This is a genomic window from Mesorhizobium sp. B2-3-11, from assembly GCF_006442215.1.
GTDB classification, from domain to species: domain Bacteria; phylum Pseudomonadota; class Alphaproteobacteria; order Rhizobiales; family Rhizobiaceae; genus Mesorhizobium; species Mesorhizobium salmacidum.
In genome coordinates this window covers 1-22191 of the sequence record NZ_VFVS01000033.1, presented here as the reverse complement: position 1 = coordinate 22191, position 22191 = coordinate 1, and the positions used below count along the sequence as shown (strand labels likewise).

The window sequence follows — 22191 nt, the reverse complement described above, 5'->3', positions numbered from 1 at the left end:
CTCTCCCTTTGTTCCCTTTGTCACTACACCATCACCTGCAACCATGATCTTCTCCCGAAGACCGCCCTCGCCCTATTTGCCCGCCACCAGCGCCAGTGCGCGGATCGGGCTGCCGGTGCCGTGCTCGATCTTGAGCGGGGCCGCGACCAGGATCGCGCCTTTCGGCGGCAGTTGGTCGAGATTGCAGAGGCTGGCGAGGCCGTAGCGGTTGGCCTTGTGCATCAGCGTATGCGCCGGGAATGGCGGCTCCATGCCGCCGGCCTTGCCGGCATCGGTGCCGATGGTCTCCGAGCCCCAGCCCTTGATGTCCTTGCTGATCAGGAACTGGATGGCTTCCGCCGTCGGGCCGGGCGTGTGCGGGCCGGTTTCGTTGGCATTGAGGAATTCGGCTTCCGAGCCGTTGCGCTTGTACCAGTCGGTGCGCATCACCACCCACTCGCCGGCGTTGATCGCGCCATGCCTGGCTTCCCAGGCCTTGATGTGGTCGACGGTGAGCAGGAAATCGTGGTCGGCGGCGGCCTCCTTCGAACAGTCGATGACATTGACCGGACCGATGAAATTCTGCGCCGGAATGGTGTCGGTGGCGCCGTCCGGATAATCCTTGCCGGAGATCCAATGCTGCGGGGCGTCGAAATGCGTGCCGGAATGCTCGCCAAGCTTCAGCCAGTTCCACGCCCACCATGGACCGTTCTTGTCATAGCGGGAGATCGAATGAATCTCGACCTTCGGCGTGTCGACGGCAAGTTCCGGCGGCAGCTTAATCAGCGGTGTGTCCGGCCCGAGCGGCGCCGTCAGGTCGACCACCTTGATGGCGCCGGAAAGAAGCTGGGCGGCGACTTCGCCGAGGAGTTTTTGGCTGTCCATGGTCTCTGTTCCCTCTTGGCTGACATGATCAAGGCTCGTCTCGGCCCTTAATATCCTACTAGACGAAAACATATGCATCTGCAATTATCTTTAAGCATAAAGGAAATGGGAACGGGGCGTGAGCGAGTTCGACGCCATCTTTGTCGGGGCGGGCCATAACACTCTGGCATGCGCCGCGCATCTGGCGCTCAAGGGCTGGAAAACCGGGGTTTTCGAACGCGGCGCAACAATCGGCGGCGCCGTCCAGACTCGCGAGTTCACCCTCCCAGGCTTCCGCCACGATTTCGGCGCGATGAATCTGAGCCTGTTCGCCGGCTCGGCGTTCCACCGGAAATATGCAAATGAATTGAAAGCGCAGGGGCTGGAATTCGCCCCGGTCGCCGACTGTTTCGCCAGCACCTTTCCGGATGGGCGCTGGTTCGGCGTCAGCAACGATCTGGAAAAGACCGCCGGCCGCATGGCTGCCTTTTCGGCCGCCGATGCCGCGACATGGCGCAGGCTGGTTGCCGCCTTCCCGGCCGAAGCCGAGCATTTGTTCAAGCTGCTGGGATCGCCAATGAGCGCCCGGGCGCTTGCGGGCACCGCATGGAACCTGTGGCGCAAGAAGGGTGTTTCGGGCGCGCTCGACACCGGCCGGCTGCTGTTGTCTTCGCCGCGTGCCTGGCTGGAGGAAAATTTCGAGTCTCCACACATCAGGGCGACGCTCGCCACCTGGGGCATGCATCTCGACTTCGCGCCCGACATCGCCGGCGGTGCCGTGTTTCCCTATCTGGAATCGATGGCCAACCAGAGTTTTGGCATGGTGCTGGGCAAGGGCGGCGCCGATACGATCATCCGGGCGCTGGCCGGCATGGTGACATCCGCCGGCGGCAGGATCATTGCCAGCGCCGAGGTGGCCGAGATCACGGTCTCCGGCGGCAAGGCGACAGGTGTGCGGCTTGCTTCCGGCGAGACGCATACGGCCACCAGGGCGGTGATTGCAGGCGTGGCGCCCAAGGCGCTGTCCGGCAAGCTGCTGCCCGGCGGTTCCGGCGACACCGGCTTCGACATGGCGATGCAGAAGTTTCGGCATGCGCCGGGCACGATGATGATCCACCTGGCGCTGGACGATCTGCCGGACTGGCGCGCCGGGGCAGAGTTGCGCCAGTTCGCCTATGTGCATCTGGCGCCGTCGCTCGACCAGATGTCGCGCACCTATCAACAGGCGGTGGCAGGCATGTTGCCTGACGAACCGGTGCTGGTCGTCGGCCAGCCGACGGCGGTCGACCCTTCCCGGGCACCTGAAGGCAAACATGTTCTGTGGGTGCAGGTGCGCATGCTGCCCGCCGAAATCGCGGGCGACGCCTCGGCCAAGATCGCGCCGGCACATTGGGACGAGGTCAAGGAGGCCTACGCTGACCGCGTGCTCGACATCATCGAAACCTACGCGCCCGGCCTGCGCGCAAAAATCCTCGATCGCGCGGTGTTTTCGCCCATCGATCTCGAGCGCGAGAACCCGAACCTCGTCGGTGGAGACCAGCTCTGCGGCAGCCACCATCTGGCGCAGAATTTCCTGTTCCGTCCGGCGCGCGGCCATGCCGGCTGGAACACGCCGGTGACCAATCTGCATCTCACCGGCGCCGCGACATGGCCCGGTGCCGGCACGGGTGCCGCCTCGGGCTTCATGCTCGCGCAACAGCTTGGCGGGAGGTAGGCCAGACGATTTCATGAAGGCGACGAGAGGCAAGGCGCTGCTGCCGACGAAGCCGAACCAATGACCGGACGAAGCTGCGCAACGACAATAACCAACAAGGGGAACGACCATGACAATCAACAGACGCGAATTGCTGGGATACAGTGCCGCGGCACTTGGCGTGGCCGCCGTCGGCCTGCCGAAGATCGCCCGGGCTGCCGCCGGCGAACTGACCATCGCCTACAACGTCAACCTGCCGTCCTGGGATCCGACCACCGGACCGTCGGCCGTCAACCCGACCATCCAGGGCCTCTACCAGTCGGTGTTCGACCAGTTCATCCCGCAGAAGCCTGACCTATCCTTCGCGCCTGGCCTTTTGACGGAATGGGGCTGGAACGAGGACCGCACCAAGATCATGATGACAGTGCGCGAAGGCGTGAAATGGCATGACGGCTCGCCGTTCACACCGGAAGACGTGGTCTGGTCGCTGCAGCGGGCGGGCGACGAGAAGACCGGGAACCCGATCCAGTTCGTCTGGAAGAACGTCAGCAATTTCAAGATCGACGGCAACAAGATATCAGGCGACGTCGTCCAGTTCGACCCGGTCTATTTCAAATGGATGTCGTTCCTGACCGGCTACATCATGCCGAAGGCCTATTTCGAGAAGGTCGGCGCCGAAGGTTTCGAGAAGGCGCCGATCGGTACCGGCCCCTACATGGTCGAAAAATTCGAGCGCAACGCCTTCCTGCGGTTGAAAGCCAATCCCAACTACTGGGGCGGCAAGCCGGCCTTCGAGAATGTGACGATCAAGTTCGTCACCGATGCGGCGAGCCGCGTGGCAGAGATTGAATCCGGCTCCTCGCAGGTGACGCTCGAAATCCCCTACGAGGAGTATGACCGGCTGATCGCCAAGGAGGGGCTCGCCGGCTCGATCAAGAATGTTTCCGATATCGGCATGATCTTCTTCAACGACATCGAAGCCATGCTCGACAAGAACGTGCGCCAGGCAGCCGTCATGGCGGTGGACAAGGAGCTTCTGGTCAAGCGGTTGCTGCGCGGCTATGGCCAGCCGATCGCTACGCTGGAAACGCCGGAATACGCGGCCTTCGATGCCTCGATCAAGGTGGAGCACAATCCGGAAAAGGCCAAGGAACTGCTGGCCGCCTCAGGCTATTCGCCGGAAAAGCCGGTCAAGTTCACCATCCAGACGACCAAGGGCTTCAAGCCCAAGGATTATGAGATGATCCAGGCGATCGTCGGCATGTGGCGCAAAGTCGGCATCGAGGCGACGATCGAGGTCTACGAGATCGCCAAGCATTACGAGCTGCGCGCCGCCGACAAGCTCGCGCCCGCGGCCTTCTACAACTGGGGCAACGCCATCGGCGATCCGACCACCTCGACCGGCTTTGCCATGTATGGACCGAGCCCGCATTCGGTCTGGGACAGCCAGGACCTGATCGACATGATCAACCCGCTGTGGGGAGAGAAGGACGAAGCCAAGCGCATCGCCGGGTGGAAGGCGGTCGACAAATACATCGCCGAGCAGGCTTATGTGCTGCCGCTGATGCAGTACGCGCAGCCGATCGTGCATGCCAAGGGCGTCAACGTGGTGCAGCATATTTCAGGCGCGCTGCTGCCGGCGCTGATGACGCCGGCCTGATATCAGCCTGGGCTTACCGCGCGCCGTCCATAGCGGCGGTGCGCATTTCTACAGGCATATGAGCCCGCGGGCTCCTGCAAAGATTTACATGCTCCTGCAACGATTCCTGATCCGTCTGCTGACGATGCTGATCACGCTGTTCGGCGTGGCCGTCGTCGTATTCGTGGTCATCCGCGTGGCACCCGGCGATCCGATTGCCATGATGCTACCGCCCGGCGCCACCAATGACGACATCGCCCGGCTGCGGGCGCTGTACGGGCTCGACAAGACGATCGTGCAACAATTCTTCATCTGGCTGTCCGGTGTCGCCAGGGGCGATTTCGGCACCTCGATCTCGCTGCGGCAAGATGTGCTCGGCCTCGTCTTCAACCGGCTGCCGGCGACGCTTGAGCTTGCCATCGTCGCGCTTGTCATGGCGGTGGCGATCGGCGGCACGACGGCGATACTCGGCGCCCGCGAACGCGGTAGGGCGGTCGAAGCCGGCATCGACATCGCCAGCGGTGCAGCGCTTTCCATTCCCGATTTCCTCTGGGGCCTGGTGCTGATCTTGCTGTTCGGCGTGCTGGTGCCGATCTTCGACATTTCGGGCCGCGTGTCGCCGCAACTCGACCTGCCCTTCGTCTCCCAGTTCTATTTGTTCGAGAGCCTGCTGCGGCTGCGCTTCGACCTCACCTGGGATCTCTTGAAGCACATGCTGATGCCGGCGATTGCCCTGGCGCTGCCGCTGGCGGCAATCATCTCGCAGCTGTTGAAACAGTCGCTGAAGGAAGTGCTCGACCTCGACTATGTGGTGCTGGCGCGGGTCAAAGGGTTTTCGGAAACGCAGGTCATCCTGCGCGAGGCGCTGAAGAACGCCGCCCTGCCGACGCTGACCCTGGTCGGTGTGCAATTCACCTTCCTCATCGGCGGCACCATCATCGTCGAACGGCTGTTCTCCTATGAGGGGCTCGGCAACATGGCCATCGATGCCGTCATCAACCGCGACCTGCCGCTGATCCAGGGCATCGTGCTGGTCTTCGCGCTGCTGTTCGTGCTGATCAACCTTGCCGTCGACATGATGTATGCGCTGCTCAATCCGAGGCTGCGCCATGGATGAGGCACGCATCTCGCGACATGGCGCAGGCGTAAAGCTATGGCTGGCGGGAGGCTGGCTGCTGCTGGCGCTGCTGGCAGCGGTCTTCGCCCCGCTGATCGCGCCGCAGGATCCGCTGGCGCAGGACCTGATGCTGGAGCGGTTGCCGCCGTTCTGGCTCGATGGTGCCGAGCCCGGCTATTGGCTCGGCACCGACAGCCTCGGCCGCGACCTGCTCTCGCGCCTGATTTTTGGTGGCCGCATCGCCTTCATCGTTGCTTTCGCGGCAGCCATCGCCGCCTGCGTCGTCGGCTCAATGCTTGGGCTGATCGCTGGCTATTTCGGCGGCTGGGCGGATCGTATCATCTCGCGCATCGTCGACGTCTGGATGGCCTTCCCGCCGGTGCTGTTCGCCATTCTGCTGGTTGCCGTGCTCGGCACCGGCTTAAGCTCCGTCATTCTCGCCATCGCGATCATCGACTGGACGCGCTTCTGCCGCGTGATCCGCGCCGAAGCCATGGGCCAGTCGCGCATGGACTATGTCGAGAATGCCCGCATCGCCGGCTACGGCCGCATCGGCATCATGCTGCGCGAGGTGTTGCCCAATGTGGTGCCGTCGATCGTGGCGCTGCTGTCGCTTGAAATGGGTATCGCCGTCATCGTCGAGGCGATCCTGTCCTTCGTCAATCTGTCGATCTCGACCGACGATCCGACCTGGGGCGGCATCATCGCCGAGGGCCGTCTCTCGATCCATCAGGCATGGTGGGTGCTGGTTTTCCCGCTGATCACGCTGATCCTCACCGTGTTGTCCTTCAGCCAGTTTGGCGAAGCTCTGAAGACCCGTTTCGATCCGGTGCTGCGATGAGCGCCTGTCTCGATATCGCCAATCTGAGCGCCGTGCTGGCCAACGGCCAGCGCGTGCTGCGTTCTGTTTCGCTTTCCGTGCAACCCGGCGAGGTGCGCGCGCTCGTCGGCGAAAGCGGCGCCGGCAAAACGATGATCGGCAAGGCGGTGCTCGGCGTCTTGCCATCGAGCGTGCGCATCGTCGAAGGCGATATGCGGCTCGAGGGCGATGACCTCGGCAAACTCCAGCCCAAGGCGCGGCGCACGCTGATCGGCGCGCGCACGGCGCTGATCCCGCAGGATCCGCTGACCGCGCTCAACCCCTCGCGCCGCATCGGCCCGCAGATGACCGACCGGCTGGTGCGCATCCTCGGCTGGAGCGGCGACAAGGCCGATCGGCGTATCCGGCAATTGCTGGACGAGGTGCAGATCCGCGACCCCGACCGCGTGCTGAAGACTTATCCGCATGAACTCTCCGGCGGCATGCGTCAACGTGTGCTGATTGCCGCCGCCTTCGCCGCCGAGCCACGGCTGATCGTCGCCGACGAGCCGACCACGGCGCTCGACGTCACCGTGCAGAAGCAGATCCTTCGGCTGATCGTCGCGTTGCAGCGCGAGCACGGCACCGCGATCCTGTTCGTCACCCATGATCTCGGCGTCGTCGCCAAGATCAGCCAGAAAGTGTCGGTTCTTTATGGCGGCAAGGTGGTGGAGGAAGCCGAAACCACTGATCTCTTCGCGGCACCTCGGCATCCCTACACGCGCGCGCTGATGGCCGCGACGCCGCGCTACACCGATCCCTTCGCTTCACTGAAACCCGTGGACGAGACGGTGCTGGCCGGTCTCGCCGCCGAAATCGCTTCCGCCGATCAGGCCTGGAGGCGCCCGCATGGCTGAGCCGCTGTTTTCCGTGCGCGGGCTGAAGGTCGCGCTGCCCGACATGACGCGCAAGCCGCTGATCGGCCGCGCACCTTTGGCCGAGATTCTGAAAGGCCTGGATTTCGACCTGCCCAGCGGCTCGGTGACCGGCATAGTCGGCGAATCCGGGTCCGGCAAATCGACGCTCGGCCGCGCGCTGGTGCGGCTGCTGGAACCGAGCGCCGGCAGCATCCTTTTCGAGGGCCGTGACATCACCCATCTGCCGGAAGCGGCACTGCGGCCACTGCGCCGCGACCTGCAGATGATCTTCCAGGATCCGATGTCGTCGCTCAACCCGCGCCGCACCATCGCCAGCATCATCGCCGCACCGCTCCGTCAGAACGGGCTTGGCGACAATCTGAAAGCGCGCGTCGCGGAGGCACTGCAACGCGTCGGCCTGCCGCAAAGCTTCGCCAGCCGCTATCGCCACGAACTGTCAGGCGGCCAGCGCCAGCGCGTCGGCATTGCGCGCGCGCTGGCGCTGTCGCCGAAATTCGTGCTCGCCGACGAGATCGTCTCCGGGCTCGACGTCTCGACGCAGGCCCAGATCCTCACCTTGCTGGAGAAGCTTGCCGCGGAGATGGGCCTGACGGTCGCCTTCATCAGCCACGATCTGTCGGTAATCCGGCGGCTTTGCCAACAGGTGATCGTCATGCGCGAGGGCAGCATCGTCGAGGCGAGCGCCACCGACGCCTTGTTCGACAAGCCGCGGCAGGCCTACACGCGCGATCTCATCGCAGCCATTCCGCTGCCGGAAATCGATGCGGGCTGGCTGGACATCCCTTCCACAGGCAAGGCGCCGACATGAAGGCGAACGCATGCCGAGAAGCGGGCCTCGGACGTGCGACTGGAAAAGGATCAAATCCCGCCAAATGGAGGAGGACTGACATGAAGACCACAATCGCAATTGCAACGCTTGCTGCTGCTATCTCGGGCACTGCCGGCATGGTCTCGGCGATTCGATCCCTGGCATGCGCGGCCACGACCATACCGGCGCCACGGTTCCCGACATGAAGCAGGCGGTCGACTTCTTCACCGAGGTCGTCGGCTGCAAGAAGGCGATGTCGTTCGGACCGTTCGCCGACAACAAGGGCACCTTCATGCAAGACCTGCTCGGCGTTGATCCGAAAGCTGTCATAGAGCAGGTCACATGGTCCGCTGCGGCTATGGATCAAACATCGAGCTGTTCAAATACACCGCGCCCGACCAGAAGGACCTGACACCGAAGAACAGCGACATTGGCGGCTTCCACATTGCTTTCTATGTCGATGATGTCGCCGCCGCCAAAGCCTATCTCGATGGCAAGGGCGTCAAGACAAGGATGGGGCCGCTGCCGGGCAAGGAAGGGCCCGCCGCTGGCCAGACCATCCTCTATTTCCAGGCACCTTGGGCCTGCAATTGGAAGCGGTCACTTATCCTCTGACATGGCTTATGAGAAGACGGCTGAGACCGTGCTGTGGAGTCCGAAGAATCCGGAGAAATGATCTCTCGCGGCGCGCTTGCAGGACGTCACGGCAAGCGCGCCACCCAGGCCGCATAATCATTTCGACATAAAAACTTTAAGCTTGAAATATCTTACCTCCGGCGCGATACTGAGGCACAGCAAGCGAAGAGGAGATCGCACGTATGAAGGTTGCGGTTCTCGGCGGCGGACCGGCCGGCCTCTACTTTGCCATTTCGATGAAGCTGAGGGACGCCGCGCACGACGTGACGGTTTTCGAGCGCAATCGGGCCGACGACACGTTCGGCTGGGGCGTCGTGCTGTCGGCCGAGACGCTCGATAATCTTGCCAAGAACGATCCTGTCAGCGCCGTCTGGATCAAGAAGCATTTTGCCTATTGGGATGACATCGCCGTCATTCATGACGGCGTGCGCACGGTCTCGTCGGGCCACGGCTTCTGCGGCATCGGCCGCAAGCGGCTGTTGATCCTGCTGCAGCGCCGCGCCCGCGAACTCGGCGTCAAGCTGATGTTCGAAACCGACATCGCCGACCCAAAACCCTATATGGAGACGCATGACCTGGTCGTCGCCGCCGACGGGTTGAACTCCAGGGCGCGCAACAGCTTCATCGATATCTTCAAGCCCGACATCGACACGCGCAAATGCAAGTTCGTCTGGCTCGGCACCAACCAGAAATTCGACGACGCCTTCACCTTCATCTTCGAGAAGACCGAGCATGGCTGGGTGTGGGCGCACGCCTACCAGTTCGACAGCGATACCGCGACCTTCATCGTCGAGTGCAGCGAGCAGACCTGGGCCGCCTTCGGCTTCGGCGCGATGTCGCAGCAGGAGTCCATCGCGGTGTGCGAGCGCATCTTTGCCAAACATCTTGGCGGGCACGCGCTGATGACCAACGCCAACCACATCAGGGGCTCGGCCTGGATCAATTTCCCGCGCGTGCTTTGCGAGCGCTGGTCCTACAAGAATCTGGCGCTGATGGGCGACGCCGCGGCCTCGGCGCATTTCTCGATCGGCTCCGGCACCAAACTCGCCTTGGAGAGTGCGGTGGCGCTGGCCGACTATGTCGAGACCGAGCCGGACCTCGAGGCCGCCTTCCGCAAATATGAGGACGCCCGCCGCACCGAAGTGCTGAAGCTGCAGTCGGCGGCGCGCAATTCTCTGGAATGGTTCGAAGAGGTCGAGCGCTATCTCGGCCTCGATCCGGTGCAGTTCAACTATTCGCTTTTGACCCGTTCGCAACGCATCAGCCACGAGAATCTGCGGTTGCGCGATGCCGAGTGGCTAGGCGGCGCGGAAGAATGGTTCCAGCGGCAGGCCGGTGCCGGCGGCAACAGGCTGCGCCGGGCGCCGATGTTCGCGCCCTTCAAGCTGCGCGACATGGTCCTCAACAACCGCGTCGTCGTCTCGCCGATGGCGCAGTACAAGGCCGTCGACGGCCGCCCGACCGACTGGCATTTCACCCACTATGCCGAACGCGCCAAGGGCGGTGCGGGACTCGTCTATATCGAGATGACCTGTGTCAGCCCGGAAGGACGCATCACGCCCGGCTGTCCTGGCTTCTATGCGCCCGAACATGAGGTGGCGTGGAGGCGACTGGTCGACTTCGTCCATACCGAAACCGAAGCGAGAATATGCGCCCAGATCGGCCATTCCGGCGCCAAGGGTTCGACCCGTGTCGGCTGGGAAGGCACCGACGTGCCGCTGGCCTCGGGCAACTGGCCTATCATGGCGGCATCGGCCGTTGCGTGGTCGCCTGAGAATCAGGTGCCGAAGGCGATGGACCGCGCCGACATGGATTTGGTGCGCGATCAATTCGTGGCCTCGGCCGAAATGGCCGATCGCTGCGGCTTCGACATGCTCGAGATCCACGCCGCGCATGGCTATCTCCTGTCGTCGTTCATTACGCCGGTCACCAACCAGCGCACTGACGCCTATGGCGGCTCACTGGAGAACCGCATGCGCTATCCCCTGGAAATCTTCCACGCGGTGCGCGCCGCCTGGCCGGCGGAAAAACCGATCTCGATGCGCATTTCGGCCAATGACTGGGTCGGCATCGAAGGCGTGACGCCGGCAGACGCCGTCGAGATCGCGCGGATGCTGCATGAGGCCGGCGTCGATATATGCGACGTCTCGGCCGGCCAGACGTCGGTTGCCGCCAAGCCGGTCTATGGACGCATGTTCCAGACGCCGTTTTCCGACCGTATCCGCAACGAAGTCGGCATGGCGACGATGGCGGTCGGCAACATCTACGAGCCCGACCATGTCAATTCGATCCTGATGGCCGGCCGCGCTGATCTGGTGGCGCTGGCACGGCCGCATCTCGCCGATCCCTACTGGATGCTGCATGCGGCGGTGACGCTCGGCGACCGTGGCGTCAAATGGCCGGATCCCTATCTGCCCGGGCGCGATCAGCTCTACCGGCTGGCCGAGCGTGACGCCGCTGCGGGGCTGAAAGTATGACGGCCGCGACAACGATTCCCGGCAAGCACGCGCTGGTCACCGGCGGCGGATCCGGCGTCGGCCGAGCCATCGCGCTCACTTTGGCCGCGGCTGGTATCGACGTGACCATTTGTGGGCGCCGCGAAGCTGAGCTCACCAAGGTTGCCGGCGAAAACGGCCGCATCCATGGCATCGTCGCAGATGTCACCAGTGAGGCGGCGATGGCGGCGCTTTACGAGATGGCGGAGGCCGCGCGCGGACCGTTCGACATCGTCGTTGCCAATGCCGGCATGGCCGGCAGCACGCCGGCGCACAAGATCGCCCTGGCCGACTGGCAGCGAACGCTCGACGTCAATCTGACCGGGGCGTTCCTGACGGTGAGGCCGGCGCTGGCCGGCATGGCCGCGCGCAAGACAGGTCGCATCGTCTTCATCGCCTCGACCGCTGGATTGAAAGGCTACTCCTATGTCGCGCCTTATGTGGCGGCCAAACATGGCGTCGTCGGGCTGATGCGGGCGCTGGCCGCCGAGACGGCGAAATCCGGCGTCGCCGTCAATGCGGTGTGTCCGGGCTTCGTCGAGACCGACATGTTGGAGGAGTCCATCCAGCGCATCATCGAAAAGACCGGCCGCTCGGCTGGCGAGGGGCGAGCCAGCCTCGTCTCGACCAACCCGCAAGGCCGCTTCATCCAGCCGCAAGAGATTGCCGAAGCAGTGCTGTGGTTGTGCGGCGACGCGGCGGCGTCGATCACCGGACAGGCGATTTCGATCTCGGGAGGTGAAACATGGTAGCCGGCCCCCTGCCCGTGCCATCGGGTCCCGGCAAGGACCGGTTGCGTCTTTGGATAAGGCTGCTGCGGGCTTCGCGCACGATTGAGGCCGAATTGCGCGAGCGCCTGAAGAAGGAATTCGACACGACACTGCCGCGTTTCGACGTGATGGCAGCGCTTTACCGGGCGCCGGAAGGCATGCTGATGAGCGACCTGTCGCGCTTCCTGCTGGTGTCCAACGGCAATGTCACCGGCATTGTCGACCGGCTGGTGTCGGAAGGACTTGTCGCCCGGGCCCGCCGCAATGGCGACCGCCGTACCTCGATGGTGCGGTTGACCGAGGAAGGCACAAAGTCCTTTGCCACCATCGCCGCGGCGCATGAGGGCTGGATCGGCGAATTGCTGGGCAAGGTCAGCGAGGAGGATGCGCACCGGCTGACCGGCATGCTGACCTCGTTCCGCAGCAACTGGGAGGGACGCGAATGACTGCAATGGCCGGCCTCAAGCCGAAGCATTTCCTGTGGGAAGTCGAGGGCCGGATCGCCAGGGTCCGGCTCGACCGGCCGGAGCGCAAGAACCCGCTGACCTTCGATAGCTATGCCGAGCTGCGCGACACGTTCCGCGATCTCGTCTATGCCGAGGACGTCGACGCCGTGGTGTTCCTCTCCAATGGCGGCAATTTCTGCTCCGGCGGCGATGTCCACGACATCATCGGTCCGCTGGTCAAGATGGACATGAAGCAGCTCTTGGCCTTTACCCGCATGACCGGCGATTTCGTCAAGGCAATGCTCAACTGCGGCAAGCCGATCATCGCGGCTGTCGACGGCGTGGCGGTCGGCGCCGGCGCCATCATCGCCATGAGCGCCGACATCCGCATCGCCACGCCGGAAGCCAAGACCGCCTTCCTGTTCACACGTGTCGGCCTTGCCGGCTGCGACATGGGCGCCTGCGCGATCCTGCCGCGCATCATCGGCCAGGGCCGCGCCGCCGAACTGCTTTACACCGGCCGAACCATGACGGCTACGGAAGGCGAGCGCTGGGGGTTCTACAACAGGCTGGTCGATGCCGCGGCTCTGGAGGCCGACGCGCTGGAGATGGCGGCCCGCATCGTCTCCGGCCCGACCTTCGCCCACGGCATCACCAAGACGCAGCTCAACCAGGAATGGTCGATGGGCCTCGACCAGGCGATCGAGGCGGAAGCGCAGGCGCAGGCGATCTGCATGCAGACGCGCGATTTCGAACGGGCGTACCTGGCTTTCGTGGCCAAGGAAAAGCCGGTGTTCGAGGGGAATTGAGGATGGGTGGATTGTTGGAGACGTTGGCGGGACAGCGCCCCCCTCTGTCCTGCCGGACAGTCCGGCAGGACAGAGGGGGGCACCGTAGAGCACCTAGCTTGCAGAACAGCGGAGGCACAAATGCCTGACCGCTCTTTCCTCAACTGGCCCTTCTTCGAAGGCCGCCATCGCCAACTGGCCGAACAACTCGACGCCTGGTGCGCCAAAAACCTTCCCGTCGATCATCATGACGTCGACGCCGCCTGCCGCGAGCTGGTGGCGAAGCTCGGCAAGGATGGCTGGCTGAAGCCGACGGCGCTCGATACCGACAATCCTGGACCGCTCGACGTACGCACCTTGTGCATCACGCGCGAGACGCTGGCTCGCCACGATGGGTTGGCCGACTTCGCCTTTGCCATGCAGGGGCTGGGCACCGGTGCACTCAGCCTGTTCGGGACGCCGGACCAGCAGCAATGGCTTTCGAAGACCCGCGCCGGCAAGGCGATCTCCGCCTTCGCGCTGTCGGAGCCGCGCTCCGGCTCGGATGTCGCCAACACCGAAATGACGGCGACACGCGACGGCGACAGCTACGTTCTCACCGGCGAGAAGACCTGGATCTCCAATGGCGGCATCGCCGACCTCTATGTCGTCTTTGCCCGCACCGGAGAGGCACCGGGTGCCAAGGGGCTTTCCGCCTTCCTGGTGCCGGGCGACGCCATGGGCCTCGGTATTGCCGAACGGCTGGAAGTGATCGCGCCGCATCCGCTGGCGCGGCTTTCGTTCGACCAGGTCCGGCTGCCTGCCTCGGCGCTGATCGGCAAGCCGGGCGACGGCTTCCGCATCGCCATGTCGGTGCTCGACGTGTTCCGCTCGACGGTCGGCGCGGCAGCGCTCGGCTTTGCCCGCCGCGCGCTCGATGAAAGCATCAAGCGCGTGGCCGAGCGCAAATTGTTTGGCGCACCGATGGCCGAGTTGCAGATGGTGCAGGGCCATATCGCCGACATGGCGCTCGACGTCGATGCGGCGGCCCTTCTGGTCTATCGCGCCGCCTGGACCAAGGACATGGGTGCGGCGCGGGTGACGCGCGAGGCGGCGATGGCCAAGCTGTTCGCCACCGACAAGGCGCAGGAGGTGATCGACAAAGCGGTGCAACTGCATGGCGGCGACGGTGTCCGCAAAGGCCACATCGTCGAGAGCCTGTACCGCGAAATCCGCGCGCTGCGCATCTATGAGGGCGCATCGGACGTGCAGAAGGTGGTGATCGCGCGGCAAGTGATGGGCGCGGCCTGAACAGGTCGCGTTGATGGATTGTTTTGAGACGCGGATATTGCGGACCCGATATTGGACAGGCGGAGAGACGACATGCACGAGATCCTGCAGCCGGAAGGCTGGGCAAAACCGGTCGGCTACGCCAACGGCGTGGCGGCGCGCGGCAGGCTCGTCTTCGTCGGCGGACAGGTCGGCTGGAACGGGCAATGCCAGTTCGAGACCGACGATTTCGCCGGCCAGGTGCGGCAGACGCTCCAGAACATCGTCGCGGTGCTGGCCGAGGCCGGCGCGGAGCCACGGCACATCACCTCGATGACCTGGTATTTCACCGACAAGGCCGAATATCTCGGTAACCTCAAGGGGATCGGCGAGGCTTATCGCGAGGTGATCGGCCGGCATTTTCCGGCGATGGCCGCCATGCAGGTGGTGGCGCTGGTGGAGGACCGCGCCAAGGTGGAGATCCAGGCGACCGCCGTCGTTCCGGAATAAAGAATTCGTCTCTCCGGAATATTTTATTCGCGAAGCCCAGCCTGCCTCAGCAACGGCAGCACGTGGTCGCAAAAATAGGGCAATTCCCTGGTGTAGTTGACGAAGGATAGCGCAATGCCCTGATAGCCGTGCGCGGCAATGGCGGCCATCTCGGCGGCAATCGTCTGCGGCGTTCCAACCAGCGGATAGGTGCCGGCGCCGCCGGCGAAACGCTGGCGATAGCGCTCATAGGCATGCGGGTCGTGCGATTGCGAGAATTCCTTCTTGCCGGCCATATGCGCATCGACCGCCTCGTGGTCAGCCAGATCGACTGCATAGCGTGTGTAGTAGGCCTGCGCCTCTTCCATGGTCGGGCGGCAGACGACATGGGCCACGGTGTAGACGCCGACCTCCCGGCCAACCTTGTCGGCCCGTTCGCCGATGTCGGCGACATGCTTGCCGGCATCGCCCATCTCGGAAAAGGTCGTGAACAGATAATCGCATCTGGCGGCGGCGAAATCGCGGCCCGGGCCGCCGAAAGCGGCGTTCATGGTCACCGGGCGCGGAACCTGCAGGCTGGCCGGCCGGCTGACCGCCTCCTTGAGGTGATAATAGGACCCTTCATAATCGAGCGGCTCCGCCGATGCGTAGAGCTTCTCCAGAATCTCGATCCATTCGGCCGCCTGGTCGTAACCCTTCTCGACCAGCGGCGTGCCGAACATGCCGAATTCCTTCGGGTTCCAGCCGCAGACGATGTTGAGGCCGGCACGGCCCTGGCTGATGTGGTCGACCGTCGCCAGCGCCTTGGCGGCATAGAGCGGGTGCACCAGCGGCACATGCACGGTCATGAACAGGCCGATGCGGTCGGTGGCCATGCTGAGCGCCGCCGCCCAGGTGAAGGTCTCGAACGACCGCTCGCGCACCTTGTTGCGGCCGCCAAAGCCGCGCCAGCGGGCGATCGGCAGCAGGAACTCCAGCCCGGCGCGGTCGGCGATCTGTGCTGCGGTCAGATTGTCCTGCCAGCTAGCCGTCCAGCGTTCCGGCACGTCCGATATGGCAAGGCCGCCATCGGCGTTGGTCGAGAAGACGCCAAGCTTCAGTTTGTTGGAGCCGTGCAACGGATGTGCTTTGTTCATGTCGCGACCTCCCGGCGAAGATCGCACGCTACGGCTCCGCGAAAATATTTCAAGCATGAAATAGCTTCGCCTGGCACTGGTTTGCCGATATGAATTTGGCGGGATGAGAAAAGGGATAGGCATGAGCGAGTTCCGCCAGAAATGCATCGGCAAGAGCAGTCTCGTCGGCTCCTTCGCCGCCATTCCTCACCCCGTCGCAGTCGAGGTGATGGCGTTGTCCGGCCTCGACTTCCTCTGCATTGACTGGGAGCATGCCCAAATCTCGCGCGACATGATCGAGAGCATGGTGCGTGCCGCCGATGTGCATCGCGTGCCGGCGATGGTGCGCGTTCCCGGCCATGCGCCCGAAGCCATCCAGGCGGCATTGGACAGCGGCGCGCAAGGTGTGCTGGTGCCACGCGTCTCGACACCGGCACAGGCGGCAATGGCGGTGAAAGCGTCGCGCTATCCGCCACGAGGCGAGCGCGGTGTCGGACCCGGCCGCGCGGCCGGCTATGGTTATCGCATTCCCGAATACCTGGCTGGCGCCAATGAGCGGGCCGTCGTCGCGATCCAGGTCGAAACGGTCGAAGGGTTGGCCAACATCGACGCGATCGCCGCGGTGGAGGGCGTCGACGTGGTCTTCGTCGGACCCGGCGATCTCTCCGTGTCGATCGATGCAATCGGACCGAAGGGCGCCGAGAAGCTCGCGGATGCGATCCGCAGGATCATTGGCGTGACGATCGCGCATGACAAGACCTCCGGCATATTTTGCGCCAGCCCACAGACCGTCGGCCAATGGGCAGCCGTCGGCGCCAGCTTTTTCGTGCTGGCCAGCGACACGATGTTTCTCGGTGCGGGCGCCGCGGCCAATCATGCCGCCGCCCGGGCCGAACTGGCGCGGGAAGACCCGCGCTAGCGCCTGGCCGAGCAGCAGCCGAGCAACTTTTTTAAGCTTAAAACTTTTGCCTTGAAAAGCGCGGCACTTTGGATAAGCATTCAAGATCAATGGCGGCCGTAGGGCTGGAGGGTTTCCGGGCAATTCGTCATTCTGCTCCGGGTAGGAGGGTTTCAGTCCTTGTCGTTTGTGCTGCCCCAGTCATCGTCCAGCGCGCGCTACGCTTGCGATGCGTGCGCCCAGGAACCCGCACACCGAAACCATCGCCAACCTTGCCGCGCGCGTGAACACGCATGCGATCGCGACCAGATCGCGTCCGCGCTCGAGCGCATGGTCGCCACCATGAATTGACGCCCCGCTGGGAGGCGGGACGGCAACAAACCGTGCGGGGCAGCCCGCCCGATCAACAACCAGAGGGAACACCCCAGAGGGACCACCAATGAAGCTCAACCGTCGCAATCTCATCCTTTTCGCCGCGGCAATCGGCATCGCCGCCGGACCGGCAACCGCCTATGCCGCCGATGTGCTCAATGTCGGCGCCTACCCGACCAACCCGCCCTTCGAATACAAGAACGAGAGCGGCACGTTCGAGGGTTTTGAGGTCGACATCGTCAACGAGGCGGCCAAGCGCGTCGGCATGACCACCGACATCGCCGATCTCGGCTTCCAGGCGCTGTTCGCCGCGACCACCTCCAAGCGCATCGACGTCGCCATCTCCTCGATCACGATCACGCCGGAGCGGCTGAAGTCGCAGTCGTTCACCCAGCCCTACTATGATTCCGACATGGGTATCGCCACCAAGACCGACAGCGCGGTCAACACCGAGGCGGACCTCAAGGGCAAGATCGTCGGCGTGCTCTCGGGCTCGACCGGCGAGACCTGGGTCAAGGCGCATCAGGAAGCCGACGGCTTCAGCGATGTGAAGGGCTATGACACGCAGCAGAACCTGCTGCTCGACCTCAGCGCCGGCCGTGTCGACGCCGCCGTCAGCGACATTCCCGGCATGGAATATTCCTTCACCAAGATGAAGGACCTGAAGGTCAAGCAGCGCATCAAGACCGGCGAGCAGTACGGCCTGATGATGACCAAGGATCATCCGTTGCTCGGCAAGCTCAACGACGCGCTGACGGCGATGAAGAAGGACGGCACGCTGGCCGCGATCCACAAGAAGTGGTTTGGCAGCGACGCCCCCGCCGATTCCTCGACCGTCAAGGAAATGCCGCTGCCCAAGGCCTGAGCGCCGGCCGACAGGACGAAAGGCGTGCCGGCTACAAAGGGGTCGGCACGTCCCGTTTTCACGCATAGCCTTCCCGGGACCAGCATCCGTTCGGCAAAGCCGATCTTGATATTCCGGGGCGGGCCCTGGCGTCAGATGACGCAACACCGTTCGGGAATGCCCTGATGTCGCTGATCGACACTTTCTTCAACGCCGACGTCATCGCGTCGAGCCTGCCGGCGCTGCTGCGCGGCTTCCTGAACACGCTGCTGCTCGGCCTGCTCAGCATCGGCATCGGCATTCCCATCGGCCTGGTGATCAGCCTTTTGCGGCTCTATGCGCCGAAACCGCTGCGCTGGCTGGCGGTCGGCTACACCGACGTCTTTCGCGCCTTGCCGGTTCTCGTCGTGCTGATCCTGATCTACTATGCGCTGCCTTTCCTCGGCATTCGCCTGTCGTCCTGGGCGTCGGCGGTGACCGCGTTCGCCATCATCATGTCGGCCTATTCGGCCGAAGTGTTCCGGTCCGGCATAGAGAGCATTCCGCGCGGTCAGTTCGAGGCGTCGCAGGCGCTTGGCCTGCCGTTCCTTTTGACCTTGCGCAAGGTGGTGCTGCCGCAGGCGGTGCGCGTCGTCATCCCGCCGATGACCAGCAACTGCGTCTCGATGTTCAAGGACACTTCGCTGGCATCCACGGTGGCCCTGCCGGAACTGCTGAAGGAAGCGACCAACGCACAGTCGCTCTACGCCAATCCCTCGCCGCTGATCGGCGCGGCCCTTGTCTACCTCATCTTCCTTTGGCCGATGGTTCGTCTCGTCAGCCTCCTTGAAGTCCGCTTCAAGGACGAGAAAGCCCGCTAGAGCGGTTCAGTGTTTGTTGGAATCCCCGAACCGCTCCAACTCTTTGTTTTCACGCAATTCCGGACGGAAAACCGCTACGCACTTTTCCTGGAATTGCTCTAGCCACTCACCACAAGCACTTCGCAGGAGATATTCTTGAGCAATCCCCAGGCCACCGGCGGCTTCCCCGTCGACACCATCCGCGCCATGTTTCCTGCCCTGCAGCGGGCCGGCGATTTCATTTTCATGGACAATGCCGCCGGCGCGCAGATCCCGCAGAGCGTGCTCGACGCGGTGACCAACCACCTGGTCTCGCACAATGTCCAGCGCGGCGGCCGCTATGGCCGCAGCGTCACCGTCGACCAGTCGGTCGCCGACGCTCGGACAAGCGTCGCCTTGCTGATCAATGCCTACAGCCCGGCGGAAATCTGCTTCGGCATGAACGCCACCTCCTTCATCCGTCTGGTCAGCCTCGGCATCGGCCAGATGCTGCAAGAGCGCGATGAGATCGTCATCACCGACATGGACCATGATGCCAACATCGCCACCTGGCTGGCGCTGGAATCCGCGGGCGCCAAGTTCAAGTGGTGGCGCATGCGCGAGGACGGAAATCTGCATGTCGACGATTTGCGTCCGCTGGTCTCCGACCGCACCCGTCTTGTCGCCTGCACGGTCACCGCACACTCGATCGGTTCGATCGTGGACGTCGCATCCGTCGCGAAAGTCGCGCATGCCGCCGGCGGCGAAGTGTTTCTCGACTGCGTGCATTACGGACCGCACGGACTGATCGACGTGCAAGCCTGGGACTGCGACTATCTCGTCTGCTCCGGCTACAAGAACTTTTCGCCGCATATGGGCTTCCTGTGGGGCCGCTTCGAAACGCTGAAACGCTTGCCGACCTTCCGCGAGGATTTCATTCCGGACGAGCCGCCCTACAAGGTTGAGGCCGGCACCTTCATCTATGAGAACGTGTCGGGCATGGATGCCGCCGTACAGTATCTGGAACTGATCGGCCGCAATCTCGCGCCCTCCAACAACCGCTCGCGGCGCGAGAACATCGTCGCCGGCATGGGCGCCATCCGCGACTATGAGCTGGTGCTGGCGAGCGAGATGATGGGCGTGCTGAAGGGTTGCGGCGCGACCATCTACGGCGTCGCCGACGAAGCCCGCATCCATGAGCGCGTGCCGACCTTCTGCTTCAACATCGGCAAGCTGTCGCCACAGCGGATAGTCGAGGAAATGGCCGAGATGCAGATCGGCATCCGCGATGGCCACATGTACGCACCACGGCTGATGAAGCGGCTTAACCTCAGCATGGACAGCGGCGCCATCCGCGCCTCGCTGGTGCACTACAATACGGTCGAGGAGGTGCACAAGTTCGGCGAGGCTTTGCGAGGCATCATCGCCAAGCTGTCGTGATTGGCGCCCTGTCAAGGAACGCGCCACGTCGAGGGGCATCGCCAACGCTGGGCCACGCTTTGCGCCGCCGGGTGCCGTCGACCGGGTGGCCGTCGTGTCGGGCAGTTGCTCGCCGACCACCGAACGACAGATCCGGCATGCCCTGTCCGACGGTTTCGACGGCATTGAGGTCGACCCTGTCGAATTGGTTTCGCAGGGGTCGGTGCAGGCGATTGCGCGTGCGGCGGCAAAGGGCCGCGCCAGTCTGCAAGCCGGGCGCAGCGTCATCCTCTATACGGCACTTGGTCCCACCGCCGACAGGGGCGCCGAAATCGACCGGGAGGATGGTGCCCGCCACAAGCTTGGCCGCGGCCTTGGTGCGCTGCTGCGCCAATTGACGGAGGAGCAGAGCTTGCGGCGCGTGATCATCGCAGGCGGTGACACATCAAGCCATGCGCTGGGACAGATGGGTGTAGACGCGCTGACCGTCAGGATGCCCCTGCCCGCCTCGCCCGGTTCCCCGCTTTGCGTAGCCCATTCCAGCATCGATGCGATCGACGGACTGGAGATCGCGTTGAAGGGCGGGCAGGTAGGAACCGACCGCTATTTCTCGTCCATCCGTGACGGCCTTCACAGTTGACCATGGCGATCGATGCTCTCGTGCGGCGAATAGAATGTGTGCCGTACTCAGTTCTGGAGTCAATCATCGCCTCCTCCTCCTCCTCCTCCCAAGCGCGAACTCACGTCCGGTTTTTCGAGCAAGGGCACTCCGCCGTAAACACCCAAGCAAGTACAAGATAATATTAACGTTTCGGCTCGGGGTAGATTTCTGAACTGAATATTGGACTCAACGCGATAAATCAGATATTGCTAATATGAATAAAAAACAGGGGACGCTACTCAAACACGGTAGCTCCGGAGACGTGAATGCTTGGGTGGTTTGCGCCGCCCAACTGCGTGAACGCATCGCCATGGCCTGAACCATGAATTCCCTTCGTACACGCAAACTCCGAGCTAGCGGCAGCGCCGGGTAAGCCCCACGGCTATCACCAGGGGTGTGTTATGGCGAACAAATTACCGAAGGCCGACAAAATCACCGTTAATGGTTTGGAGGATCACCTTTCCACGATCGTGTTGAGCGGGTCGGACCCGGACGGGTCGGTCACGGGATATTCCGTAAGTTCATTGCCGTCGAACGGCACACTCTACCTCGATGCCGCATACACGACCCTCGCAGCCATCAACACGGTTTACGCGAGCAAGACGTTTTATTTTTTGCCCGGATTGAATTTCAACGGTGCTGCCTCTTTCAACTACAATGTCGTCGATAACAAAGGCGGTATTTCCTCAAGTTCGGCGTCTGTCACGATCAACGTAGCGGCGGTAAATGACGCACCGGTTTTAGATCTCAATGGCGCTGCTGGTGGGACTTCCACAACCCTTTCCTATTCGCCAGGCGGCTCGGCCGCGCGGATCGCCCCTTCTGCAACGGTTGCCGACATTGACTCCTCCAAGTTCGGCGGCGGCTCGCTGCGGGTCTCGATTACCCAGAATAAGGCGGTGTCGGACCAGATCACTATCTCCACAGACGCGTCGGTGACGATATCGAATGGTTCTGTGTTCGTCGCCGGCATCAAGGTCGGAACGGTCTCCGGCGGCAGCAACGGTTCCGATCTCGTCGTCAGCCTGGTCAGCGGCGCGACGCCGAGTTCAGTCTCCGTGCTTCTCGAGCACATTTCCTATTCGAACTCGTTGGGCAGCCCCCCAGCGTCCCCGCGCACCGTCACATTCACCCTGATGGACGGCGGAGGGACCGCCAATGGCGGGACCGACACCGGACTTGCAACGGCCACGATCAACGTCGGCGCGGGCAATCACGCCCCGACTGGTGCGGTGTCGGTCGCCGGCGTGGCGACGGAAGACCAGGTGCTGACGGCTTCCAACACGCTGGCCGATGCAGACGGGCTCGGCACCATCAGCTACCAGTGGCAGCGCGACACCGGCACCGGCTTTGCC

The 22191-nt window shown here is 63.4% G+C and carries 19 protein-coding genes and 2 pseudogenes; 19 read left to right on the top strand and 2 right to left on the bottom strand.

Features of this window, described 5'->3' with window-relative positions:
• Window positions 1-72: 72 nt before the first annotated feature.
• Entirely contained in the window at window positions 73-864 is a 792-nt protein-coding gene (locus FJ960_RS28630) for a cyclase family protein (RefSeq protein WP_140718479.1), read from the bottom strand.
• A gap of 118 nt (window positions 865-982) precedes the next feature.
• On the opposite strand from FJ960_RS28630, the gene FJ960_RS28625 reads away from it, so the two are divergent.
• From FJ960_RS28625 to FJ960_RS28565, 13 genes and pseudogenes are all read left to right on the top strand, one after another.
• The gene (locus tag FJ960_RS28625; RefSeq protein WP_140718478.1) at window positions 983-2557 is read left to right on the top strand and encodes an NAD(P)/FAD-dependent oxidoreductase; all 1575 of its coding nucleotides are present in this window, start codon (window positions 983-985) and stop codon (window positions 2555-2557) included.
• 109 nt (window positions 2558-2666) lie between these two features.
• Window positions 2667-4196, top strand: a complete 1530-nt coding sequence (locus FJ960_RS28620; protein ID WP_140718477.1) for an ABC transporter substrate-binding protein — start codon at window positions 2667-2669, stop codon at window positions 4194-4196.
• Between the two features lie 88 nt (window positions 4197-4284).
• Window positions 4285-5292 (top strand): ABC transporter permease, encoded by a 1008-nt coding sequence (locus FJ960_RS28615; RefSeq protein ID WP_140718476.1) that lies wholly within the window; start codon window positions 4285-4287, stop codon window positions 5290-5292.
• Window positions 5285-6133: an ABC transporter permease gene (locus FJ960_RS28610; protein ID WP_140718475.1), complete on the top strand. Its 849-nt coding sequence runs from the start codon at window positions 5285-5287 to the stop codon at window positions 6131-6133. The genes FJ960_RS28615 and FJ960_RS28610 overlap by 8 nt, the downstream gene beginning before the upstream one ends.
• Entirely contained in the window at window positions 6130-7008 is an 879-nt protein-coding gene (locus FJ960_RS28605) for an ABC transporter ATP-binding protein (protein ID WP_140718474.1), read from the top strand. The genes FJ960_RS28610 and FJ960_RS28605 overlap by 4 nt, the downstream gene beginning before the upstream one ends.
• Window positions 7001-7837 carry an ATP-binding cassette domain-containing protein gene (locus FJ960_RS28600; RefSeq protein ID WP_140718473.1) on the top strand — a complete coding sequence of 279 codons (837 nt, stop codon included), beginning with the start codon at window positions 7001-7003 and terminating at the stop codon, window positions 7835-7837. Before FJ960_RS28605 ends, FJ960_RS28600 begins: the two co-directional genes overlap by 8 nt.
• 80 nt (window positions 7838-7917) lie before the next feature.
• Window positions 7918-8513, top strand: a pseudogene (locus FJ960_RS28595) (VOC family protein).
• A gap of 142 nt (window positions 8514-8655) precedes the next feature.
• Window positions 8656-10950 (top strand): bifunctional salicylyl-CoA 5-hydroxylase/oxidoreductase, encoded by a 2295-nt coding sequence (locus tag FJ960_RS28590; protein WP_140718472.1) that lies wholly within the window; start codon window positions 8656-8658, stop codon window positions 10948-10950.
• Window positions 10947-11720, top strand: coding sequence for an SDR family NAD(P)-dependent oxidoreductase (locus tag FJ960_RS28585; RefSeq protein ID WP_140718471.1), 774 nt, complete (start codon window positions 10947-10949; stop codon window positions 11718-11720). The genes FJ960_RS28590 and FJ960_RS28585 overlap by 4 nt, the downstream gene beginning before the upstream one ends.
• Window positions 11714-12184 carry a MarR family transcriptional regulator gene (locus tag FJ960_RS28580; RefSeq protein ID WP_027142126.1) on the top strand — a complete coding sequence of 157 codons (471 nt, stop codon included), beginning with the start codon at window positions 11714-11716 and terminating at the stop codon, window positions 12182-12184. Before FJ960_RS28585 ends, FJ960_RS28580 begins: the two co-directional genes overlap by 7 nt.
• Window positions 12181-12993 (top strand): enoyl-CoA hydratase family protein, encoded by an 813-nt coding sequence (locus FJ960_RS28575; protein ID WP_140510608.1) that lies wholly within the window; start codon window positions 12181-12183, stop codon window positions 12991-12993. The genes FJ960_RS28580 and FJ960_RS28575 overlap by 4 nt, the downstream gene beginning before the upstream one ends.
• A gap of 120 nt (window positions 12994-13113) precedes the next feature.
• Window positions 13114-14262 carry an acyl-CoA dehydrogenase family protein gene (locus FJ960_RS28570; protein ID WP_140718470.1) on the top strand — a complete coding sequence of 383 codons (1149 nt, stop codon included), beginning with the start codon at window positions 13114-13116 and terminating at the stop codon, window positions 14260-14262.
• A 72-nt stretch (window positions 14263-14334) separates the two neighbouring features.
• Window positions 14335-14730, top strand: coding sequence for a RidA family protein (locus FJ960_RS28565; RefSeq protein WP_027142129.1), 396 nt, complete (start codon window positions 14335-14337; stop codon window positions 14728-14730).
• A 23-nt stretch (window positions 14731-14753) separates the two neighbouring features.
• On the opposite strand, the gene FJ960_RS28560 is transcribed toward FJ960_RS28565, so the two are convergent.
• Window positions 14754-15845: an LLM class flavin-dependent oxidoreductase gene (locus FJ960_RS28560; protein ID WP_140718469.1), complete on the bottom strand. Its 1092-nt coding sequence runs from the start codon at window positions 15843-15845 to the stop codon at window positions 14754-14756.
• Window positions 15846-15966: 121 nt separating this feature from the next.
• Between FJ960_RS28560 and FJ960_RS28555 the strand changes: the two genes are divergently transcribed.
• The 6 genes and pseudogenes from FJ960_RS28555 to FJ960_RS28530 all read left to right on the top strand — a co-directional run.
• Window positions 15967-16743 (top strand): HpcH/HpaI aldolase/citrate lyase family protein, encoded by a 777-nt coding sequence (locus tag FJ960_RS28555; protein WP_140718468.1) that lies wholly within the window; start codon window positions 15967-15969, stop codon window positions 16741-16743.
• Window positions 16744-17161: 418 nt separating this feature from the next.
• Window positions 17162-17959, top strand: a complete 798-nt coding sequence (locus FJ960_RS28550) for an ABC transporter substrate-binding protein (RefSeq protein WP_140510616.1) — start codon at window positions 17162-17164, stop codon at window positions 17957-17959.
• A gap of 164 nt (window positions 17960-18123) precedes the next feature.
• Entirely contained in the window at window positions 18124-18798 is a 675-nt protein-coding gene (locus FJ960_RS28545) for an amino acid ABC transporter permease (protein ID WP_140718467.1), read from the top strand.
• A 135-nt stretch (window positions 18799-18933) separates the two neighbouring features.
• Window positions 18934-20196, top strand: a complete 1263-nt coding sequence (locus FJ960_RS28540; RefSeq protein ID WP_181174351.1) for a cysteine desulfurase-like protein — start codon at window positions 18934-18936, stop codon at window positions 20194-20196.
• 52 nt (window positions 20197-20248) lie between these two features.
• Window positions 20249-20815 (top strand): annotated as a pseudogene (locus FJ960_RS28535) (nucleotide-binding domain containing protein); the annotation flags it as partial.
• A 422-nt stretch (window positions 20816-21237) separates the two neighbouring features.
• Window positions 21238-22191, top strand: a 954-nt coding sequence (locus tag FJ960_RS28530; protein WP_181174350.1) for an Ig-like domain-containing protein, incomplete at its 3' end; no start/stop codon positions are given.